This is a genomic window from Ralstonia chuxiongensis (assembly GCF_024158925.1).
In the GTDB taxonomy this organism is placed as follows: Bacteria; Pseudomonadota; Gammaproteobacteria; order Burkholderiales; family Burkholderiaceae; genus Ralstonia; species Ralstonia chuxiongensis.
The window spans coordinates 366,669-385,755 of the sequence record NZ_JAMYWC010000003.1; the positions used below are offsets into that span (position 1 = coordinate 366,669).

The following is a 19,087-nucleotide window of genomic DNA, read 5'->3' on the forward strand; positions in this document are numbered from 1 at the left end:
TCCGGCGCTTATGCGCGCGGTTGCTCCAGCTTGTATTGCAGATGGCGTTTCACGGTCAGCCATTCCGATTCGATGATCGAGAACACGACCGTGTCGCGGAAGCTGCCGTCCGGCATGCGTTGGTGATTGCGCAGCACGCCGTCTTGCTTAGCGCCCAGCCGGGCGATGGCTGCGCGGCTCTGGTGATTCATCCAGTGCGTGCGGAATTCCACCGCAATGCAGCGCAGTGTTTCGAACGCGTGCGTGAGCAGCAACAGCTTGCTTTCCGTGTTGACGGCCGTGCGTTGGACGGATTTTGCGTACCACGTATGGCCAATTTCCAGCCGGCGGTTGGCTTCGTCCACGTTGAAGAGGCGCGTGGCGCCGACCACCTTGCCGGGTTGCCCATCGCGCATCTCGCGTACGACGAACGGCATGGCGCCGAGGCGTTCGCGCATGTCCAGGGCAATGGCCACCCAATCGCCGGTCTTGTCAGGCGAGGGCACCGAGGTGTACCAGAGCTTCCACAGCTCACCATCGGCGGCCGCGGCGCGCACTTCATCCAGATGCTCTGGCCCGAGCGGCTCCAGCCAGGCGTGCTGGCCGGACAAGGTGACGGGCTCGATCAGGCGCGACATGGTCCGACTCGCTCAGCGGTTGGCGCGATTCATGAACACCAGGCGCTCGAACAGGTGCACATCCTGCTCGTTCTTGAGCAGCGCGCCGTGCAGCGGCGGAATCGCGGCGTTCTTATCCTGGCTGCGCAGTGATTCCGGCGGAATGTCTTCGGCCAGCAGCAGCTTGAGCCAGTCGATCAGTTCGGACGTCGACGGCTTTTTCTTCAGCCCCGGCAGATTGCGCATCTCGTAGAACGCATCCAGTGCGGCCTTCACGAGCGCCGGCTTGATGCCCGGGTAGTGCACGTCGACGATGGCCTGCATCGTCTCCGCATCCGGAAACTTGATGTAGTGGAAGAAGCAGCGGCGCAGGAACGCGTCGGGCAGTTCCTTCTCGTTGTTCGACGTGATGATCACCAGCGGGCGGTGCTTGGCGCGGACGGTTTCGCGCGTTTCGTACACGTAGAACTCCATGCGATCCAGCTCGCGCAGCAGGTCGTTCGGGAATTCGATGTCGGCCTTGTCGATCTCGTCGATCAGCAGCACGACAGGTTTGTCCGCCTCGAAGGCCTGCCACAACACGCCCTTGACGATGTAGTTGCGGATGTCGTGGACCCGGTTGCTACTTTCCTTGTCGCCCAGCTGCGAGTCGCGCAGGCGCGAGACGGCGTCGTATTCGTACAGGCCCTGCTGCGCCTTGGTGGTCGATTTCACGTGCCATTGCAGCAGCGGCATGCCCAGCGCGGCGGCCACTTCCTCGGCCAGCATGGTCTTGCCCGTGCCCGGCTCGCCCTTGATGAGCAGCGGGCGCTGGAGCGTCATGGACGCATTGACGGCGAGCTTGAGGTCATCGGTGGCGACGTACTGGTCGGAGCCTTCGAAGCGTGAGCGCTGGTCGGATGAGGCAGGCGAGGTGGTGGTGTTCATCGTGCAAGCCTACTGAGCGGTAAAAGATTTGGAAACGGCCAGTATAAGAGCATTTGGGCGTTTGACGCCGGGCGGCGGCGTGGCGAATGCGCCGTGCCATTCCTTGCTGTCAAGTCACGGGAGCCCTAACTGGACTGGCAAAAAAACGGTGCGGTACAATGCGCCGGTTTGACGCACCTCAAATGACCGTCCTCTGGCCAGTTGCCAACGGCGGGTGAATGCGCCCAGCGAGACAGCCGGCTGAGACGAGCCAAGCCGGCAGGGCGAGCAGGATTCTGAAACTCCACGCTTAAGAACGAGATGAAAAAGATCCTCACCATGGTGGCCGCCTTGGGCACATTCGGCGCACTGTCCGCCGCAGCCAACAGCGCCGCCGCAGCCGACGTTCAGGGCAACGCGGCCGCCGCCGAAAACAAGGTCGCCATGTGTATCGGCTGCCATGCCATCCCCGACTACAAGACGTCGTTCCCTGAGGTGTATCGCGTGCCCTATCTGGGCGGCCAGAACGCCAAGTACATCGAAAGCGCGCTGCATGCGTACCAGAAGGGTGACCGCAAGCACCCGACCATGCGCGCCATCGCCGGCTCGCTGACCGACCAGGACATTGCCAACCTCGCCGCGTATTACTCGCAGCAGACGGCTGCCACCCAAAACAACCCCCAGAAGTGACGAGGAAGAATATGAAGAAGATCTCGCTCGCAATCTCGTTCAATCTGGGCGCGCTGATGCTGGCCGCGGCCGTGTCGGCACAGGCTGCCGATATTGAAAAGGGCAAGCAGCTGGTGGAGAAGGGCGCCTGCGTGGCCTGCCATGGCGCTGGCCTGAACGCTCCGATTTCGCCGGACTATCCGAAGCTCGCCGGCCAGCACGGCGACTACATCTATCACGCGCTGCTGGCCTATCAGACCAGCAACAACCCGCTGGTGGGCCGTAGCAACGCCATCATGGCCGGCCAGGTCAATAGCAACCCTGCCACCATCGGCGCCGATGGCAAGCCGCGTCCGTTTACCCAGGCGGAGCTGAAGGACATTGCTGCGTACATCGAATCGCTGCCGGGTTCGCTGGTGCTCAAGAAGTAACGCGGTATCGCCGGTAAAGAAAAACCGCTCTTCGGAGCGGTTTTTTTATGGCGTCGGATTCAGCGGGCGGTGGCGCGCTTGCGCACGCATTCGATATAGGCGTCGCCGTCGGGCGGCAGGCCGGTGCGTTGCGCCGTCCACAGCATCTGGCCCAGGCATTCCATCACCTGATGCTGTGCTTCGTGGGGCGAGTCTAGCCGCTGGGCCAGGGCTTCATAAGCGGCGCGAATACCGCGTGGCTGATCCACCGATACCTGCTCGCTGATCGACAGGTGCATCGACAGGTGGAGGAACGGGTTGCTCTGGCCGCTTTCCGGCGTGTAGTCGCGGGCGAGGGCTTCTTCGCCGGCTTCCAGGGTGTCGTGGTATTCGGGATGCTGCAGCATCCAGTCGAGCGCCATGGCTTCGAGCGGCGTGAGGATTTCTGCCTGGCGGTGCTTGCGCCACGCGCCGCAGAAGAATTGACGGACTTCGTCGCGGGAGGGATTGAACATGATTTCGCCATTGTACCGACGCGCCTTGATGCCTGCCGGCCAGTTTCGGGAGATGCCGACGCTACAATGGCGCCCCCGCACCCGCAGACGGCGACCCCAAACAAAAACGCCGCACGCCATGAGACAACCGACCGATTCCTCCCTCGCCGCGCGCGCCGCCGACAAGCTCCTAGGCGTGCTGCTGATCGCCGTGTCCGCCGCATCATTTGGCGCGATGGCCATCTTCACGCACTACGCCTATGCGAGCGGTGCCAATGTGGTCGGTCTGTTGATCGTGCGTTTCGTGATCGCGGTCGTGGCGCTGGTGGTCGTGATGCGTGTTCGTCGCATCGGCATACCGCCGTGGTCGCGCGTGGCGGGGCTGGCGGCCATGGGCGGCATCGGCTACGCGGGGCAGTCGTTCGCGTTTTTCACGGCGTTGAACTACGCACCGGCCAGCCTGGTGGCGTTGCTGCTGTATCTGTATCCGATGTTCGTGACGGTACTGGCGGCGATTTTCCTGCGCGAGCGGCTGACCACCACGGCGATTATCGCGCTGGTGCTGTGCTCGGTAGGGGCGGGGTTGACGGTGGGCGGTGCAGGCCTGTCGGGCGGCAGTCTGCTCGGCATTGCGCTGGGTGTGGCTGCCGCGGTGATCTACTCGATCTACATCACGGTCGGGGCGCGTGTCACGCGCGGGCTGGATCCTCTGGCGTGTACGACCGTCATCTGCACTGCTGCGGCCGTGGTGTACGCGGGCATGGCGCTGGCCGGCGCGCCTGTGCATCTGCCCGGCACGTTGGGTGGCTGGGCAGCGGCACTGGCCATTGCGGGTTTGTCGACGGTGGTGGCGATCCTGACGTTCTTTGCCGGCTTGCAGAAGCTGGGAGCGGCGCAGGCGTCGATGCTGTCCACGCTGGAGCCGGTGGTGACGGTGCTGCTGGCGGCATTGCTCCTCGGCGAATCGATCGCGCCCATGCAGATGACGGGCGGCGCATTGATCCTGGCGGGCGTGCTCTGGCTCACGCGTGCAGACGCGAAGCCTGCGGGCCACAGCGTGGATGACATGGCCTGAAGCCGAATCCTCGCTCCAAACAAAAAACCGCCCAGCGTGAACTGGGCGGTTTTGCTTTCTGCGTTGAGGCGTTTACTTCTTCTGCCCGGCCGGCAGGCGTTGCAGGCTCTGCACCCGCATCAGGGCCGGACGATCGGCCATCACGCCATCGTAGAACGAAGCCAGGTCACCCTTGAGTGCGGTACGCGACGCATCGTTCAGATAGATCATGTGGCCCGACGGGTAGTTCTTGATCGTCAGGTTCTTCGCCTTGAGCGTGGGATCGAGCGGCATTTGTGCCAGCGTCAGCTCGGTCTGGTGGAACGGCGTGACGGCGTCGAAATAGCCGCTGGCCTGCAGCACCTTCAGGTCGGGATTCAGGCTCATCGTCGAGGCGAGGTCGCCGGCGGTGTACAGCGTGTTGCCGCCGCCCTTGTTGGCACCCGTCGGGTCGATGTGGCTGAAATCCCAGTTGTTGAACACGGCGTCGTTCAGGTCCACGAACGAGGAGGTCGACGTGTACTTGAGCTGGGTGTTCAGGTAGCTGTTCCACAGCACCGTATACGCGCCGCCGATGTTCGAGATCGACGGATCGTTGCTGCCTGAGTTCGGCAGGATGAACGGCGCGATGCCCTGGCCCGTGTAGTTGGCGCGGCCGTCATACTGGCCGATCTGGATGCCCGGGTTCAGCGTCAGGAAGAACGTGTACGGCGGGTTGTTGTTCTGCGACGGTACGTTGCCCAGCGCTGCCGGATTGCCAAACGTCTGGATCAGCGAGACCGGATCGGTGCCGATGTACGAGCCCATCGTCTGCGCCGTCGCCAGGTTCAGGTTCAGGCGCACGTTGACGAAGCCGCCATCCGCGGCGCTCGGCGCTTGTGCTAGCGGTGCAAGCGTGTTGTCGGCGTAGTTGCGGGCCTGGACCATGTAGCTGTCGAGATCGGCCGGTGCCGGGTTGACCGTCGTCTTCTTCCAGTAGAACGCGTCGGCGGCCAGCGTCGGGAAGGTGCCGACGGCCGAGAGCGCATTCGCGTAGTCGAGAATCGACGATTGCAGCGTGATCCCGTTCAGTTCGATACCGTCTTCATGGAGCACCCACGACAGCACCGCACTGCGCGCCGTGCCATACGACTCACCGTACAGGAACTTGGGCGAATTCCAGCGCGAGTTCTTGGTCAGGTAGCGCTGGATGAAGCGGTCGATGGAATGCGCGTCTTGGTCGGTACCCCAGAAGTCTTTGTTCTTGGCCGGTGCAATGGCGGCCGAATAGCCGGTGCCGACCGGGTTGATGAACACCAGGTCGGAGCGGTCGAGCAGGCTGTCCGGGTTGTCGGGCAGTTTGTACGGCGCCGGCGGCGTGAAGTTCGGGAACGACGACTGCAGCCGTTTCGGTCCGAACGAGCCCAGAAGCAAGAACACTGATGACGAGCCGGGCCCCCCGTTATAGAAGAACGTCACCGGGCGCGGCTTCGACGGGTCCGGGTTGTCCTGCGTGTACGCCACGTAGAACATCGTCGCGTTGGATTGCGACGTAACCGGGTCGATGGTCGTCAGGTGCCCGGCGGTGGCCGTGTAGGCGATGCTCTTGCCGCCGATCGTGACCGTGTGGTGCGTGATGGCTGCGCTTTCGCCCGGGTCGGCAGCCAGGGCGTCGTTGGGCCCGGTGCCGTAGACGTTCGGGTCGACGTAAGGCTGGTCGGGCGGCACGGCGGCCGTGACCGGCTGCGTGGTTGCGTTGCCTGCGTTGGCAGCAACGCCGCTGGGGTTGGCCGTGGCGGACGAGTCTCCGCCGCCGCAACCCGCCAGCAGCACGGCTGACAGCGCCGCGGCCGCAAACGATACACCAAGGGTTCGAGACAATCCTGCAAAATCACTGGTCGATAACCTGGATTTTTTCATGGCGATAATGGCCTTCTTCAGGGTGACGAACGCCGTCACTTAAAACGTTTAGTTTTAAGTGGGCTCCATATTCGTTTTGCGTTTTGTCATTTCTATACGACGCGAAGCGAATATTCAGATTTCCCGCCTTGTCTGCGGAAATTAATGCAATTGTTTTTTATTTGGCGAAATAGGCCCCTGAAATCCGAGCGGATTTCAAAAAGAAAATAATCATGGGGTCAAGCCCGCAGGGCGTTTGCGCAAAGTCTGGCAAGGACTGTGCGAAAACGTGGGGATGAATGCGGCCGCGCACCTGTTTTAAAACCAGATGCGGATCCGATACGTCCAACCCTGTGGGTAATACAATGACGAACCAAAAAGTAGTTCGTAAGCAAACCGTTGTAAAGGGCTCTTTTTCATTGCGTGCGATGGGCTGTAAAAATCACCACGTCAATGCCATGGCGCGTCGCAATAAGTGCGATTAAATACAAACAAGGCATGTCGTTTCTTCTAAAACATCCCTGCCGCTAACGGCGCGCTGGATGCCCATCCGGAGTGTGCAGGTGTCCGGCGCGCATGGAATCAGCGCATTACAATGCGCTCCTCAACTCTTTCCGGAGCACCTTGCAATGCCGATGCTTGAACCGTCCGTGCTGGACCAACTGTTCCACGCAGCCCGTACCCACAACGTGTGGCTGGACAAGCCGGTCGACGACGAACTGCTGCACACGCTGTACGACACCGTGAAGTACGGCCCGACCGCCGCCAACAGCACGCCGGCCCGTTTCGTGTTCGTCAAGAGCGCCGCCGCCAAGGAGCGCCTGATTCCGTGCATGTCGCCGGGCAATCAGGAAAAGACCCGCCAGGCGCCCGTCGCCGTGATCGTCGCGTACGACACGCAATTCCACGAGCAACTGCCCAAGCTGTTCCCGCATACCGATGCGCGTTCGTGGTACGCGGGTGATCAGGCCAAGATCAATGCGGCTGCGTTGATGAACGGCTCGCTGCAGGGCGGCTATCTGGTGCTCGCCGCGCGTGCCCTGGGCCTGGACTGCGGCCCGATGGCCGGCTTCGATGCCAACAAGGTGAATGGGACGTTCTTCCCCGATGGCCAGTGGAAGGTCAACTTCATCATGAACATCGGCTATGGCGACGCCGAGAAGCTGCACCCCCGCAACCCGCGCCTGTCGTTCGAAGAGGCGTGCAAGATCGTTTGATCGACAGCCGGTCGCGCAAAGAAAACGGGGACTCGCTTCAGCAATGGCGGTCCCCGTTTTTCATTCCTTCGGTGCCGGTGTCTTCGGCCTGAATTCGCACAGTGGCTCGATGGCGCAATGCCAGCACTCGGGCTTGCGCGCCTTGCATACGTAGCGCCCATGCAGGATGAGCCAGTGGTGCGCATCCTGCCGAAACTCTTCCGGCACCACCTTCAGCAGTTTCAGTTCGACTTCCAGCACGTTCTTGCCCGGCGCCAGCCCGGTGCGATTGGCCACGCGAAAGATGTGCGTGTCCACGGCAATCGTGGGTTCGCCGAAAGCTGTGTTCATCACCACGTTGGCCGTCTTGCGGCCCACACCCGGTAGTTCTTCCAGCGCGGCGCGGTCGCGCGGCACCTCACCGCCGTATTGGTCGAGCAGGATGCGGCACGTCTGCAGGATGTGCTTGCACTTGGTGCGATACAGCCCGATGGTCTTGATGTATTCGGTGATGCCTTCCTCGCCCAGCGCCAGCAGCTTGGCGGGCGTATTGGCCACTGGGAATAGCTTGCGCGTCGCCTTGTTCACGCCAACGTCGGTTGCTTGCGCCGAGAGCAGCACCGCAATCAGCAACTCGAACGGCGTGGTGTACTCCAGCTCGGTGGTCGGCGTCGGGTTGTTCTCGCGCAGGGTCTCGAAGATGGCGTGGCGCTTGGCGGGATTCATCGTCGGGCTGGGTTCAGTGGGTGTCTGCGTCGGGCTTGGTGCTCTGTTCGATCTGGCTGGCAATGCGCTTGCGGCGGGCTTCAGCCTCATCGATCTGGGCTTGCACATCCGCCGACACGTCGGTCACGTTGCGCGGACCTTGCCCGCGCGCGGCCATCTCGGCCTGCTTCTGGCGCGCCCGTTCAATCGCAGCCTGGATGATCGCCTTCTTGCGCGCCTGCGCGGCGAGTTCGGCATCGTCGGCCGGTTGCTCGGCGCTGACTGCAGCGAGTTTGGCCGCGGCCTTGGCGGCAAGGCGTGCTTCGTTTTCGGCTTGTTCACGCTTGAGGCGTACGTTGCGGAAGACGTAGCGGTCCCGCGCGGCATCGGCTTGCTGCTGGCTCCAGGCATCCCAGCCCGCGCGCTCGCCGGTGACGGGGATCATGTCGATGCAATCGACGGGGCAGGGCGGCACGCACAGGTCGCAACCTGTGCACCAGTCTTCCAGCACCGTGTGCATTGCCTTGGGCGCACCGACGATGGCGTCGACCGGGCATGCCTGAATGCACAGCGTGCAACCGATACAGCGTTCCGGGTCAATGACGGCGACGGCGCGAGGCTGTTCGATGCCGTTGGAAGGGTCCAGCGGCAGCAGCTCACCTGTGCGGCCGAGTGCCTCGGACAGCCGGCGGACACCTTCCGCACCGCCGGGTGGGCAGCGATTAGGTAGCGCCTCGCCGTTGGCCATGGCTTCAGCGTAAGGGCGGCAGCCGTTGTAGCCGCACTTGGTGCATTGCGTTTGCGGCAGGAGGTTTTCGAGCCGGTCGGCCAGGGATGCGGCCACTGCGGGGACCAAGGAAACCACGATGGGACTTGTCGTTTGAATAGCCTGCCATTATCGCCGATTTGGCCCCCGCGCAAGGCGTGCATGCCCTGACGTGGCATACGGCGGGCATGTATCAACCCTATGACATAATTCCTGCGTTCTAAACGGACCGAGGTGCCATGCCGTCTCACCAAGCCGCACCAATCGCCGACATCGAAGCTGATGCTCATGGCGAATCCGCCGCACCCCGCACGCGTCGCGACCCCGCCGGCACGCGCCGACGCATCCTTGCTGCTGCCATCGAGGAGTTCTCGCGGGGCGGTTTTGCCGGTGCCCGCGTCGACGCCATCGCCCGCCGCGCCGAGACCAATGAGCGCATGCTGTATTACTACTACGGCAGCAAGGAAAAGCTTTTTCTGACCGTGCTCGAGCATATGTATTTCCGCTTCAAGGAGGCGGAAGAGCAGGTGCAGATCGAGTCGTCGGATCCGCGCGAGGCGGTCGTCCAGCTTGCGCGTTTCGTCTGGGACTTCTATTACGAGAACCCCGAGTTCATCCGCCTGCTCAACAGCGAAAACCTGCACGAGGCGCGGCATCTGAAGACATCGCCGCACCTGGTTGAGCTGGTCAACCCGGTTATCGAGGTGCTGCGCGGCGTGGTCGAGCGTGGCCAGCGCAGCGGCATCTTCCGAGAGGACGTCGATGTGTCGCGCCTGTATCTGACGATCTCGGCGCTGGGCTATTACGTGCTGTCCAATCGCTACACGATCAGCGCCGTCGTGGGCCGCGACATTGCCTCGGCCGACGAGCACGAAGCCTTTGCGCAACTGCATATCAAGATGCTGCTGGCGTATCTGGATAGGCCCAAGAGCTGATCGGCTGAAGCATCGTCGCGCAACAAAAAAGCCTCGCGGGTGCGAGGCTTTTTCTTGGGTGCTTAAGGCTTACGCGACTGCTTTGATGCGCGGAGCGCCCTCTTCGTTGCGGCGAATGAAATCACGCAACTGCGGATACACCTGCTCGCGCCAGCGGCGACCCGAGAAGATGCCGTAGTGGCCGCACTTGGGTGCCGTCAGGTGCTGCTTGCGCGCGTTCGGGATGCCGGTGCACAGGCCATGCGCGGCTTCGGTCTGACCGCTGCCGGAGATATCGTCCAGCTCGCCCTCGATGGTGAAAAGCGCGGTGCTCTTGATGTCCTGCGGGCGCACCGGCTTGCCTTCCACCACCCACGTGCCGTTGGCCAGGTGGAATTCCTGGAACACGTCGCGGATGGTTTCCAGGTAATACTCGGCCGCCATGTCGAGCACGGCGTTGTACTCGTCGTAGAAGCGTACGTGGGCTTCAGCGTCTTCCGTGTCGCCCTCGATCAGATTCAGGTAATAGTCGTAGTGCGATGACAGGTGGCGGTCCGGGTTCATCGCCACGAAGCCGGCGTGCTGCAGGAAGCCCGGATAAACCTTGCGGCCGTGCCCCGGATAGTTGGCCGGCACCGTATAGATCACGTTGTTCTCGAACCAACTGTGCGACTTGTTGGTCGCCAGCGAATTGACGGAGGTCGGGCTCTTACGTGCATCGATCGGGCCACCCATCATGGTCATGGTGCGCGGTGTCTTCTCGCCGTCCGAGGCCATCAGCGAGATGGCGGCCAGCACGGGCACGGTCGGCTGGCACACCGAGATCACGTGCAGCTTGTCGGCGCCGATGTGATTGATGAACTCGCGGATGTAGTTGATGTAGTCCGACAGGTGGAAGGCACCCTCTTCGGCCGGCACCATGCGGGCGTCGATCCAGTCGGTCACGTACACCTTGTGATCCTGCAGCAGCGTGCGCACGGTGTCGCGCAGGAGCGTGGAGTGGTGGCCCGACAGCGGTGCACACACCAGCACGATCGGCTCATCCTTGAGCAGCTTGATGGTCTCGGCGTCGTCGGCGTAGCGCTTGAAGCGGATCAGGCGGCAGAACGGCTTCTCGATGATGGTCTGTTCGACGATGGGAATGTCGCGGCCGTTGGACTTGACGGAGCGGATGCCGAATTCCGGCTTTTCATACTCCTTGCCCAGGCGGTACAGCAGCTCGTAGCCCGCAGCGTAGCGTTGCGCGCCGGGCATCAGGGACAGCGGACTCAGTGGGTTGGTGAAGGTCTTGGCGGTCGCTTGGGCCCAAGCCGTCATGGGGCTGAGCAGGGCGCGCTGGAATTCATGAAGCTGGTAAAGCATGGCTGGACCGGTCTGTGGTGGCGAGGGCGACGCAAACGATTATGCACCTAGGCGCATGTTACTGCGATGCAGCATAAACCCTGATAACAGAGTGTTGCGTCGCTCTATGATGCGCCCGTGTCAGTCTATTCCCATGCAGCAAAAAAGCGGCCGAAGCCGCTTTTCTTTTTGCAATTGCACCTGAGGCGTGACGCCTACCGCACCTTACAGGACGTCAGCGATGGCGTTCACCACGGCGTCGATGTTGTGCGTGTTCAGCGCGGCCACGCAGATGCGGCCGGTCGACACGGCGTAGATGCCGTGCTCGTTGCGCAGGCGGTCCACTTGCGCGGAGGTCAGGCCGGAGTACGAGAACATGCCACGCTGTGCCTTCACGAACGAGAAGTCGGTCTTCACGCCCTTGGCGGCCAGCTTGTCGACCAGCGCGTTGCGCATCGACTTGATGCGGTCGCGCATTTCGCCCAGTTCCTGTTCCCACATCGCGCGCAGCTCAGGGCTCGTCAGCACGCTGGCGACGATCGTGCCACCGTGCGTCGGCGGGTTCGAGTAGTTCGTGCGGATCACGCGCTTGACTTGCGACAGCACGCGAGCGGCCTCGTCCTTGCTGGTCGTCACGATCGACAGTGCGCCGACGCGCTCGCCGTACAGCGAGAACGACTTCGAGAACGAGCTGGAAACGAAGAACGGCAGGCCCGATTCAGCAAACAGGCGCACGGCCAGGCCGTCTTGCTGGATGCCGTCGGCAAAGCCTTGGTAAGCCATGTCGAGGAACGGAATCAGGTTCTTTGCCTTGATGACTTCCACGACCTGCTTCCACTGCTCGGTGGTCATGTCCACGCCGGTGGGGTTGTGGCAGCAGGCGTGCAGCACGACGATCGTGTTCGGCGCGTAGCTGTTGAGCGAATCCATCATGCCGGCGAAGTTCAGGCCGTGCGAAGGGGCATCGTAGTACGCGTAGTTGACGACTTCGAAGCCGGCCGACTCGAACAGCGCGCGGTGGTTTTCCCAGCTCGGGTCGGAAATGGCGACCTTGGCGTTCGGGTACAGGCGCTTGAGGAAGTCGGCGCCGATCTTCAGTGCGCCGGTGCCACCCAGGGCTTGCGCGGTGACCACGCGGCCTTCGGTGATCAGAGGCGATTCAGCGCCGAACAGCAGCTTCTGCACGGCCTGGTCGTAGGCGGCAATGCCTTCGATCGGCAGGTAGCCACGCGGGGCAGCGGCGGCCAGGCGGGCCTTTTCGGCTTCCTGCACGGCGCGCAGCACCGGAATTTTCCCTTCGTCGGTGAAGTACACGCCCACGCCCAGATTCACTTTGGTGGCGCGGGTATCGGCGTTGAAAGCTTCATTCAGGCCCAGGATGGGATCGCGCGGAGCCAGTTCGACGGCGGAGAAAAGCGACATGAGATGTCTCGATCGGTTGGTTCGGAATTCGGTGGGATCTTGCAGGCGGTGCGGCATGGGCTCCGGGGCGGGTCGCCCGGCGCCAGATGTACAACGAGGCGCGCACGGAGTTGGATTGTACCGAATACAGGCTCTAATCGCCCGAAAAATCCTTGCAGAACAGGCGCCTAAAGCGTTTGAACGGCCAGTACAGATTTGCCGCCCCGGCTGTCCAAACGATTGCCCGGGCCGCACGCTACACTAGACGATTGGTTGCAATTGCCGCTGCCGCCCTCACTTTCCGAGGGCGTGCGAGTCACTTTGTCGACTTCCCGCGCTGCCATCCTACCCGCCGCCATGACCGATCTGAGCCAAGTCCCCAGCCCGCACGATGAGTCGAAGTTCGTGACTTTCGAGGGCTCGCCGTTCCAGTTGTACCAGCCGTATCCGCCGGCCGGCGACCAGCCGGAGGCGATTCGCCAGCTCGTGGAGAACATTGGCGACGGCCTGTCGTACCAGACCCTGCTGGGCGTGACGGGCTCGGGCAAGACCTTCACCATGGCCAATGTGATCGCGCAGGTGGGGCGGCCGGCCATCGTGTTTGCGCCGAACAAGACGCTGGCGGCACAGCTGTATTCGGAGTTTCGCGAGTTTTTCCCGCGCAATGCGGTGGAGTACTTCGTCTCGTACTACGACTACTACCAGCCTGAGGCCTATGTGCCGCAGCGTGATCTCTTCATCGAGAAGGACTCGTCGATCAACGAGCACATCGAGCAGATGCGGCTCTCCGCCACCAAGAGCCTGCTGGAGCGCCGCGATGTGGTGATCGTGGCCACTGTGTCGGCCATTTACGGTATCGGCAACCCGAGCGAATACCACCAGATGATCCTGACGCTGCGCGCGGGCGACAAGGTCAGCCAGCGTGACGTGATCGCACGCCTGATCGCCATGCAGTACACGCGCAACGAGACGGATTTCCAGCGGGGTACGTTCCGCGTGCGTGGCGATACGGTTGACATTTTTCCGGCTGAGCACGCAGAGATGGCCGTGCGCCTGGAGTTGTTCGACGATGAAGTCGAATCGCTGCAGCTGTTCGACCCGCTGACCGGGCGCGTGCGGCAGAAGATTCCGCGCTTTACGGTGTACCCGTCGAGCCACTACGTGACGCCGCGCGAGACCGTGCTGCGGGCCATCGAGACCATCAAGGCCGAGCTGCGCGAACGGCTCGATTTCTTCTACAAGGAAAACAAGCTGGTGGAAGCGCAGCGGCTGGAGCAGCGCACGCGCTTCGATCTGGAGATGCTGCAGGAGCTGGGCTTCTGCAAGGGCATCGAGAACTATTCGCGACATCTGTCCGGCTCCGCGCCGGGCGAGCCGCCTCCGACGCTGGTCGACTACCTGCCGCCGGATGCGCTGATGTTCCTCGATGAATCGCACGTGCTGATCGGTCAGCTCAACGGCATGTACAACGGTGACCGCGCGCGCAAGGAAACGCTGGCTGAATACGGGTTCCGCCTGCCTTCCGCGCTCGACAACCGGCCGCTCAAGTTCGCCGAATTCGAGACCAAGATGCGGCAGGTGACGTTCGTGTCTGCCACGCCCGGGGATTACGAAAAGAAGACGGCGGGCACGGAAGTCGTGGAGCAGGTCGTGCGCCCCACGGGCCTCGTCGACCCGATCATCGAGGTGCGCCCGGCTACGACGCAGGTCGACGACCTGCTGTCCGAGATCCATGTGCGCGTCGAGGCTGGCGAGCGTGTGCTGGTGACCACGCTCACCAAGCGCATGGCGGAGCAACTGACCGAGTTCCTGTCGGAGAACGGCGTCAAAGTCCGCTACCTGCATTCGGACATCGATACCGTAGAACGCGTGGAGATCATCCGCGACCTGCGCCTGGGCACGTTCGATGTGCTGGTCGGTATCAACCTGCTGCGCGAAGGGCTGGATATTCCCGAAGTGTCACTCGTGGCGATTCTGGATGCCGACAAGGAAGGCTTCCTGCGCGCCGAGCGCTCGCTCATCCAGACGATCGGCCGCGCCGCGCGGAACGTGAACGGCACCGCCATCCTTTATGCCGATCGCATGACCGATTCGATGAAGAAGGCAATCGGCGAAACCGAGCGCCGCCGTGCCAAGCAGATCGCTCACAACGAAGCGCACGGCATTACGCCGCGTGGCGTCGTCAAGCGCATCAAGGACATCATCGACGGCGTGTACAACGTCGACGACGCGCGCGCCGAACTGAAGGCCGCGCAAGAGGCCGCCAAGTACGAAGACATGAGCGAGAAGCAGGCGTCCAAGGAAATCAAGCGCCTGGAAAAACAGATGCTCGATCACGCCAAGAACCTCGAATTCGAAAAGGCGGCGGCGGTGCGCGATCAGCTTGCCAAGCTCAAGTCGCAGCTCTTCGGGGCGAGCGGCGAAGACCATATCGTTCCGGCTGCCTGAACTGCGCGGCCACTTGCGTTGTCGGATTCGCGCCGCCTTGCTCCAAGCAGGCGGCGCGTGATTTTTGACGCCATTTCAGAGCAAAATTCAGGCGCCGTGCGTCGCCTGACCGGGGAACCGGCACGTGCTGCAGCGCTCGACTGCACGCGTCCGCCATCAAGGGAGTTCGATGTTCAATTTTTTGCTTAACCCGTGGCGCAAGTGGCGCGCTTCCCGGCACGCCAGCCATCAACTCGATGCCATCCTCGCCCAGTTCGAACCCACGCGCAGTCTGGCCGAACGCAACGAATGGCTGATCGAGCTGGGCTATTGGCTGCGCCGGGCAGAGCGGCCTGTTGGCGCTGAATCGGGGTCTTGGCGCTATGCGCGTCTGCGCTATCTGCTGCAGGTGCTGGAGAACAATCCGGCCTTGGCTGAACGCGTCGGGCAGACATTGCGCAGCATCGTGCAGGACAACGATCCGGTGTCGCTGCTGTGCGATACGGGGCTTTCGTCACGCTCGGGGTTCTGGAGCGAGTTGATCGACCGCTGGCAGGCGCGCTTGCTGCCGCCCGCACCCAATCAGCCGCAACTGGCAACGTTGTTTGCACTGCTGTTTGTGGGGCCGACCGATGCCAAGTGGGTGGATGGCCTGGACGACGAACTGGTCACGCGCCTTTATGCGCTGTTCCGTGCGGGGGTGACGGATGCCGATCACGCAGCTGGCCAGACAAGACTGGAGCGCAGCCTTGGCATCGGCATTCAGATCCTGATCAGCCAAGTCCGTGCGGCGGGTTTGTCGCGCGGTATCCGCAGCCGCATGGACCATGCGGAACTCACCGATTCTCCGTTCTATCTGCTGGCTGATGCGGCCAACGCGATCTTCCTGGAACGGCCCGACACGGAGCTGGCGAGCCCGGAGCAGTTCCTGCAGGAACTCAACTACTTCCGCGCTGTGCTGGACCGCTGCCGCTCAGCTACGGCCAGCGTGTATCAGCATCTGGACGAGAACGGTGTCTCGGTGGAAGTCGTGTTCCAGGTCGAACGCATGAAGGCGTGGCTGGGCCGCATCGATTTGCTGCTCACGGCGTGGGCGGATTCGCAGGGCTCGCGCCGCTTCGTGCATATGACGGCCGAACTGGTGTCGGCTAGCCAGCACCGCCGCAGCGTGGGGTATCTGATCCGCTCCACGTTTGCTGATCTGGCGCGCAAGGTGGTCGAGCGCTCTGCGGAAAGCGGCGAGCACTACATCACCCGCGACGGCAAGGAATACGGCGCGATGGTCAAGGCTGCAGCCGGCGGCGGCGTCATTACGGCGGCCACCGTGTACATCAAGTTCTTCATCACCGGGGCGCATCTGTCGCGCTTTACCGAAGGGCTGTTCGCGTCGATCAACTATGCGGTCAGCTTTCTCGGTATCCATTTCGCGCATTTCACGCTGGCCACCAAACAGCCCGCCATGACGGCGCCTGCGCTGGCGCACCGGCTCGATCAGGTGGGCCGCCAGGAAGGGCTGGATCGCTTTGTCGACGACACGGTCGCCATGATCCGCTCCAACGCGGCGGCGATTGCGGGCAACCTGGTGGCCGTGGCGCCGGTGGCTTTCCTTGTGCAGTGGCTGGCGGGGCGGTTCTTCCATGCGGAATTGATTTCAGCAGCGAAGGCGATGGCGACCATCGATTCGTTTTCGATCTTTGGGCCGACGCCGCTGTACGCGATCTTCACGGGCGTGCTGCTGTGGGCCTCAAGCCTGGCGGCGGGGTGGGCCGACAACTGGTTTGCGCTGCACCGTGTGCATGACGTGATTGCCTACCACCGGCGCTTGCGGTTCATGGTCGGCACGCAGGGCGCACAGCGCATCGCCAGCTTCTGGAAGCGCAATCTGTCGGGCATTGTCGCCAACGTATCGCTGGGCTTCATGCTCGGGCTGGGGCCCGAGATCCTGTCGTTTTTCGGCCCGCATATGGAAGTGCGTCACGTCACGCTGTCGACTGGTGCGGTGGCAACAGCCGTGGGCGTGCTTGGCCCCAACGTGATGCACACGGCGCCGTTCTGGCTGGCTGTGGCAGGTATTGCGCTGATGGGGGTGCTGAATGTGCTGGTGTCGTTCGCGCTGGCCTTCAATATGGCGATGCGCTCACGCAACCTGCGCGGAGTCGATCGCAAACGCGTGACGGGTGCCGTGTGGCGCCGAATCTTGCGGGACCCGCTGTGCCTGCTGGTGCCGCGTGCCCCGACTGTGAGCACGCCGCCCAGCACCAGCACGCCGGTCTAGGTCTAGTGGGTTGCGGGCGCGGCAGGCGCGCCCAACTCGCTACGGAACGGAATGGATGGCTGCGCGCCGAGCCGCGTGACTGACACTGCCGCCGCGGCTTGCCCAAATGCGATGGCCGTATCGGGCGCCACGCCTTCCGCCAGCGCCGCAGCCAGCGCGCCGACAAACGTATCGCCGGCAGCGGTGGTGTCGATGGCCTGCGCGATGGGTGCCGGCATCAGCAGGCGCGACTGCGCATCTACGTAGGCCACGCCGCGCGCGCCCAGCGTGACAATCACGTGCCGCGCACCCTGCGCATGCAGATCAGCGGCGGCATCCAGCGCGGCTTCGGGCGAATCGACAGGCCGGGCTGTCAGCAGGGCCGCTTCGGTTTCGTTCGGGATCAGGTAATCGCAGGCCGCAATCCATGGGGTAGGCAGCGGGCCGATGGCAGGCGCCGGGTTCAGGATGACCGTTTTGCCAAGCCGCTGCCCCAGCTTGAGCGCACATTCCACCGCATCCGGCGGAGACTCCAACTGACAGACGATCACGCGTGCGCGTTCGAACGCAGCCCGCTGCGCTTCGATCATGGCTGGTGTCAGCAATTCGTTGGCGCCGGCCACGATGACGATGGTGTTCTGGCCGCTGTTGGCCACGGTCACGCAGGCGATGCCGGTGGCCGCCCCGGCGTGCACCGACACCATCGACGTGTCCACGCCCTCGCGACGCAGGCCGTCGCGCAGTGCGGTGCCGTATGCGTCGTCACCCACGCAGCCGAGCATGGCGACACGGGCCCCCAGGCGCGCAGCCGCCACGGCCTGGTTGGCACCCTTGCCGCCCGGGATGGTTTCCAGCGCAGGCGCAGCAACCGTTTGCCCGGGACGCGGCAAGCGCGGCGTGCGGATCACGAGATCCATATTCAGGCTGCCGACGATCAGCACGTCGGCAGCGGGGTGGGCAGAAGAGGCGGAAGGGCGCTTGGCCACCATGGCAAAACTACGTTGAAAGCGTGAAAGGAATGCGGGATCAGGCGGCGCGGGCGGGGCGCTCGGGTTCGGCGGTCGACTCGCGCAAAGACAGGCGCGGCGGCAGCACGATGCGGCGCGCACGCCGCTCTTCCACGGGATGGCGCAAGGCGTTGTCGCCGAGGTGTTCGAGCAGCGTCTGCGCGGTGGTCTCGCCCAGCTGGCGGATCGATTGGCCAACGGTGGACAGCGCCGGATAGACGTAGCGGCTCAGTTCGATGTCGTCAAAGCCCATCACGGACAGCGCCTTCGGCACGGGAATGCCCAGTTCCGCAGCAGCACGCAGCGCACCAATGCCCATCAGGTCATTGCCGGCAAAGATGGCCGTGGGCATCTCGCCTTCGGTCAGCAACTGGCGCGCGGCGCGGTAGCCGCCGGGGCTGGTGAAATCGCCTTCGGCAATGCGGGCGGAGCCTTCCGGCACGCCGGCTTCGCGCAGCGCACGGTGGAAACCGGCCAGGCGCTCTGCCGTCACGCTCAGTGCCGACGGCCCGCTGATGCAGGCGATGCGGCGGTGGCCGAGGTCCAGCAGATGCTTGGTCGCCATGTACGCGCCTTCTTCGTGATCGACCTGCACCTGATCGGCCTGGATGCCTTCGGTCGGGCGGTCGACCATCACGATGGGCAGGGCGGATTCACCAAGCGCTTCAACCAATGCCGTGTCCGGCCCGGCGCTGCTGACGATGATGCCGTCGACGCGTTTTTCCATCAGCACACGCAGGTAGTCGCGCTGCTTGCGGGGGTCGTCGTCGGAGTTGCAGAGGATGACGCTGTAGCCGGCGGCAGCGCACACATCTTCAATCCCCCGCGCCAACTCCGCAAAGTACGGGTTGGTGGCGGTGGGCACGAGCACGCCAATGGTGCGCGTGGTGCGGTGTTTGAGCGAACGCGCCACGGCGCTGGGCACATAGCGCGTAGCCCGGATGGCTTCTTCCACGCGTTTGCGTGTCTCGGCGTTGACCGGTCTTGTGTTGTTGATGACGTGCGAGACGGTGGTGAACGAAACTCCGGCCAGTGCGGCCACGTCCTTGATGGTTGCCATGACGATCTC

17 protein-coding genes are annotated in these 19,087 nt (G+C 63.2%); 7 read left to right on the top strand and 10 right to left on the bottom strand.

Going from position 1 to position 19,087, the window contains the following annotated elements:
- Positions 1-8: 8 nt before the first annotated feature.
- On the bottom strand, positions 9-617 hold the full coding sequence (locus NKG59_RS10890; protein ID WP_045204442.1) for a GNAT family N-acetyltransferase: 609 nt from the start codon (positions 615-617) through the stop codon (positions 9-11).
- Between the two features lie 12 nt (positions 618-629).
- A complete protein-coding gene (locus tag NKG59_RS10895; RefSeq protein ID WP_045204441.1) occupies positions 630-1,523 on the bottom strand; it encodes an AAA family ATPase in 894 nt (297 codons plus the stop codon).
- A gap of 300 nt (positions 1,524-1,823) precedes the next feature.
- Between NKG59_RS10895 and NKG59_RS10900 the strand changes: the two genes are divergently transcribed.
- Both NKG59_RS10900 and NKG59_RS10905 read left to right on the top strand, forming a co-directional pair.
- Positions 1,824-2,192 (top strand): c-type cytochrome, encoded by a 369-nt coding sequence (locus NKG59_RS10900; RefSeq protein WP_045204440.1) that lies wholly within the window; start codon positions 1,824-1,826, stop codon positions 2,190-2,192.
- An 11-nt stretch (positions 2,193-2,203) separates the two neighbouring features.
- The gene (locus NKG59_RS10905; RefSeq protein ID WP_009238577.1) at positions 2,204-2,602 is read left to right on the top strand and encodes a c-type cytochrome; all 399 of its coding nucleotides are present in this window, start codon (positions 2,204-2,206) and stop codon (positions 2,600-2,602) included.
- A gap of 59 nt (positions 2,603-2,661) precedes the next feature.
- On the opposite strand, the gene NKG59_RS10910 is transcribed toward NKG59_RS10905, so the two are convergent.
- On the bottom strand, positions 2,662-3,096 hold the full coding sequence (locus NKG59_RS10910) for a DUF1841 family protein (protein ID WP_009238576.1): 435 nt from the start codon (positions 3,094-3,096) through the stop codon (positions 2,662-2,664).
- Between the two features lie 118 nt (positions 3,097-3,214).
- On the opposite strand from NKG59_RS10910, the gene NKG59_RS10915 reads away from it, so the two are divergent.
- Positions 3,215-4,150: a DMT family transporter gene (locus NKG59_RS10915; RefSeq protein ID WP_253536715.1), complete on the top strand. Its 936-nt coding sequence runs from the start codon at positions 3,215-3,217 to the stop codon at positions 4,148-4,150.
- A gap of 72 nt (positions 4,151-4,222) precedes the next feature.
- Here NKG59_RS10915 and NKG59_RS10920 read toward each other — a convergent pair whose 3' ends face one another.
- A complete protein-coding gene (locus NKG59_RS10920; RefSeq protein WP_253536716.1) occupies positions 4,223-6,028 on the bottom strand; it encodes a S10 family peptidase in 1,806 nt (601 codons plus the stop codon).
- A 608-nt stretch (positions 6,029-6,636) separates the two neighbouring features.
- Here NKG59_RS10920 and NKG59_RS10925 point away from each other — a divergent pair.
- Positions 6,637-7,224 carry a malonic semialdehyde reductase gene (locus NKG59_RS10925; protein WP_253536717.1) on the top strand — a complete coding sequence of 196 codons (588 nt, stop codon included), beginning with the start codon at positions 6,637-6,639 and terminating at the stop codon, positions 7,222-7,224.
- Positions 7,225-7,284: 60 nt separating this feature from the next.
- Here the strand turns inward: NKG59_RS10925 and nth are convergent, their stop codons facing one another.
- Positions 7,285-7,929: an endonuclease III gene (nth, locus tag NKG59_RS10930; RefSeq protein WP_045204434.1), complete on the bottom strand. Its 645-nt coding sequence runs from the start codon at positions 7,927-7,929 to the stop codon at positions 7,285-7,287.
- A 13-nt stretch (positions 7,930-7,942) separates the two neighbouring features.
- On the bottom strand, positions 7,943-8,773 hold the full coding sequence (rsxB, locus tag NKG59_RS10935; protein WP_253536718.1) for an electron transport complex subunit RsxB: 831 nt from the start codon (positions 8,771-8,773) through the stop codon (positions 7,943-7,945).
- Between the two features lie 140 nt (positions 8,774-8,913).
- Here rsxB and NKG59_RS10940 point away from each other — a divergent pair, with 140 nt between their 5' ends.
- Complete coding sequence (locus tag NKG59_RS10940; protein ID WP_045204432.1) at positions 8,914-9,609, top strand: TetR/AcrR family transcriptional regulator; 696 nt, start codon at positions 8,914-8,916, stop codon at positions 9,607-9,609.
- Positions 9,610-9,678: 69 nt separating this feature from the next.
- Here the strand turns inward: NKG59_RS10940 and NKG59_RS10945 are convergent, their stop codons facing one another.
- Both NKG59_RS10945 and NKG59_RS10950 read right to left on the bottom strand, forming a co-directional pair.
- Positions 9,679-10,950, bottom strand: coding sequence for a polyhydroxyalkanoate depolymerase (locus NKG59_RS10945; protein WP_253536719.1), 1,272 nt, complete (start codon positions 10,948-10,950; stop codon positions 9,679-9,681).
- 204 nt (positions 10,951-11,154) lie between these two features.
- The gene (locus tag NKG59_RS10950; RefSeq protein ID WP_045204430.1) at positions 11,155-12,351 is read right to left on the bottom strand and encodes an amino acid aminotransferase; all 1,197 of its coding nucleotides are present in this window, start codon (positions 12,349-12,351) and stop codon (positions 11,155-11,157) included.
- A gap of 336 nt (positions 12,352-12,687) precedes the next feature.
- Here NKG59_RS10950 and uvrB point away from each other — a divergent pair, with 336 nt between their 5' ends.
- Both uvrB and NKG59_RS10960 read left to right on the top strand, forming a co-directional pair.
- Positions 12,688-14,778, top strand: a complete 2,091-nt coding sequence (gene uvrB / locus NKG59_RS10955) for an excinuclease ABC subunit UvrB (protein WP_004635725.1) — start codon at positions 12,688-12,690, stop codon at positions 14,776-14,778.
- A 169-nt stretch (positions 14,779-14,947) separates the two neighbouring features.
- Positions 14,948-17,032 (top strand): site-specific recombinase, encoded by a 2,085-nt coding sequence (locus tag NKG59_RS10960; RefSeq protein ID WP_253536720.1) that lies wholly within the window; start codon positions 14,948-14,950, stop codon positions 17,030-17,032.
- 2 nt (positions 17,033-17,034) lie between these two features.
- Here NKG59_RS10960 and rbsK read toward each other — a convergent pair whose 3' ends face one another.
- Both rbsK and NKG59_RS10970 read right to left on the bottom strand, forming a co-directional pair.
- Positions 17,035-18,000 carry a ribokinase gene (gene rbsK, locus NKG59_RS10965; RefSeq protein ID WP_045204428.1) on the bottom strand — a complete coding sequence of 322 codons (966 nt, stop codon included), beginning with the start codon at positions 17,998-18,000 and terminating at the stop codon, positions 17,035-17,037.
- 37 nt (positions 18,001-18,037) lie between these two features.
- A complete protein-coding gene (locus NKG59_RS10970) occupies positions 18,038-19,078 on the bottom strand; it encodes a LacI family DNA-binding transcriptional regulator (RefSeq protein WP_045204427.1) in 1,041 nt (346 codons plus the stop codon).
- Between the last annotated feature and the right edge of the window lie 9 nt (positions 19,079-19,087).

Coding starts and splice junctions, on each gene's coding strand:
- NKG59_RS10900 (WP_045204440.1), top strand. CDS start 1,824: ATGAAAAAGATCCTCACCATGGTGGCCGCCTTGGGCACATTCGGCGCA.
- NKG59_RS10950 (WP_045204430.1), bottom strand. CDS start 12,351: ATGTCGCTTTTCTCCGCCGTCGAACTGGCTCCGCGCGATCCCATCCTG.
- NKG59_RS10945 (WP_253536719.1), bottom strand. CDS start 10,950: ATGCTTTACCAGCTTCATGAATTCCAGCGCGCCCTGCTCAGCCCCATG.
- NKG59_RS10960 (WP_253536720.1), top strand. CDS start 14,948: ATGTTCAATTTTTTGCTTAACCCGTGGCGCAAGTGGCGCGCTTCCCGG.
- NKG59_RS10910 (WP_009238576.1), bottom strand. CDS start 3,096: ATGTTCAATCCCTCCCGCGACGAAGTCCGTCAATTCTTCTGCGGCGCG.
- NKG59_RS10890 (WP_045204442.1), bottom strand. CDS start 617: ATGTCGCGCCTGATCGAGCCCGTCACCTTGTCCGGCCAGCACGCCTGG.
- NKG59_RS10895 (WP_045204441.1), bottom strand. CDS start 1,523: ATGAACACCACCACCTCGCCTGCCTCATCCGACCAGCGCTCACGCTTC.
- uvrB (WP_004635725.1), top strand. CDS start 12,688: ATGACCGATCTGAGCCAAGTCCCCAGCCCGCACGATGAGTCGAAGTTC.
- NKG59_RS10940 (WP_045204432.1), top strand. CDS start 8,914: ATGCCGTCTCACCAAGCCGCACCAATCGCCGACATCGAAGCTGATGCT.
- NKG59_RS10970 (WP_045204427.1), bottom strand. CDS start 19,078: ATGGCAACCATCAAGGACGTGGCCGCACTGGCCGGAGTTTCGTTCACC.
- NKG59_RS10915 (WP_253536715.1), top strand. CDS start 3,215: ATGAGACAACCGACCGATTCCTCCCTCGCCGCGCGCGCCGCCGACAAG.
- rbsK (WP_045204428.1), bottom strand. CDS start 18,000: ATGGTGGCCAAGCGCCCTTCCGCCTCTTCTGCCCACCCCGCTGCCGAC.
- NKG59_RS10925 (WP_253536717.1), top strand. CDS start 6,637: ATGCCGATGCTTGAACCGTCCGTGCTGGACCAACTGTTCCACGCAGCC.
- NKG59_RS10905 (WP_009238577.1), top strand. CDS start 2,204: ATGAAGAAGATCTCGCTCGCAATCTCGTTCAATCTGGGCGCGCTGATG.
- nth (WP_045204434.1), bottom strand. CDS start 7,929: ATGAATCCCGCCAAGCGCCACGCCATCTTCGAGACCCTGCGCGAGAAC.
- NKG59_RS10920 (WP_253536716.1), bottom strand. CDS start 6,028: ATGAAAAAATCCAGGTTATCGACCAGTGATTTTGCAGGATTGTCTCGA.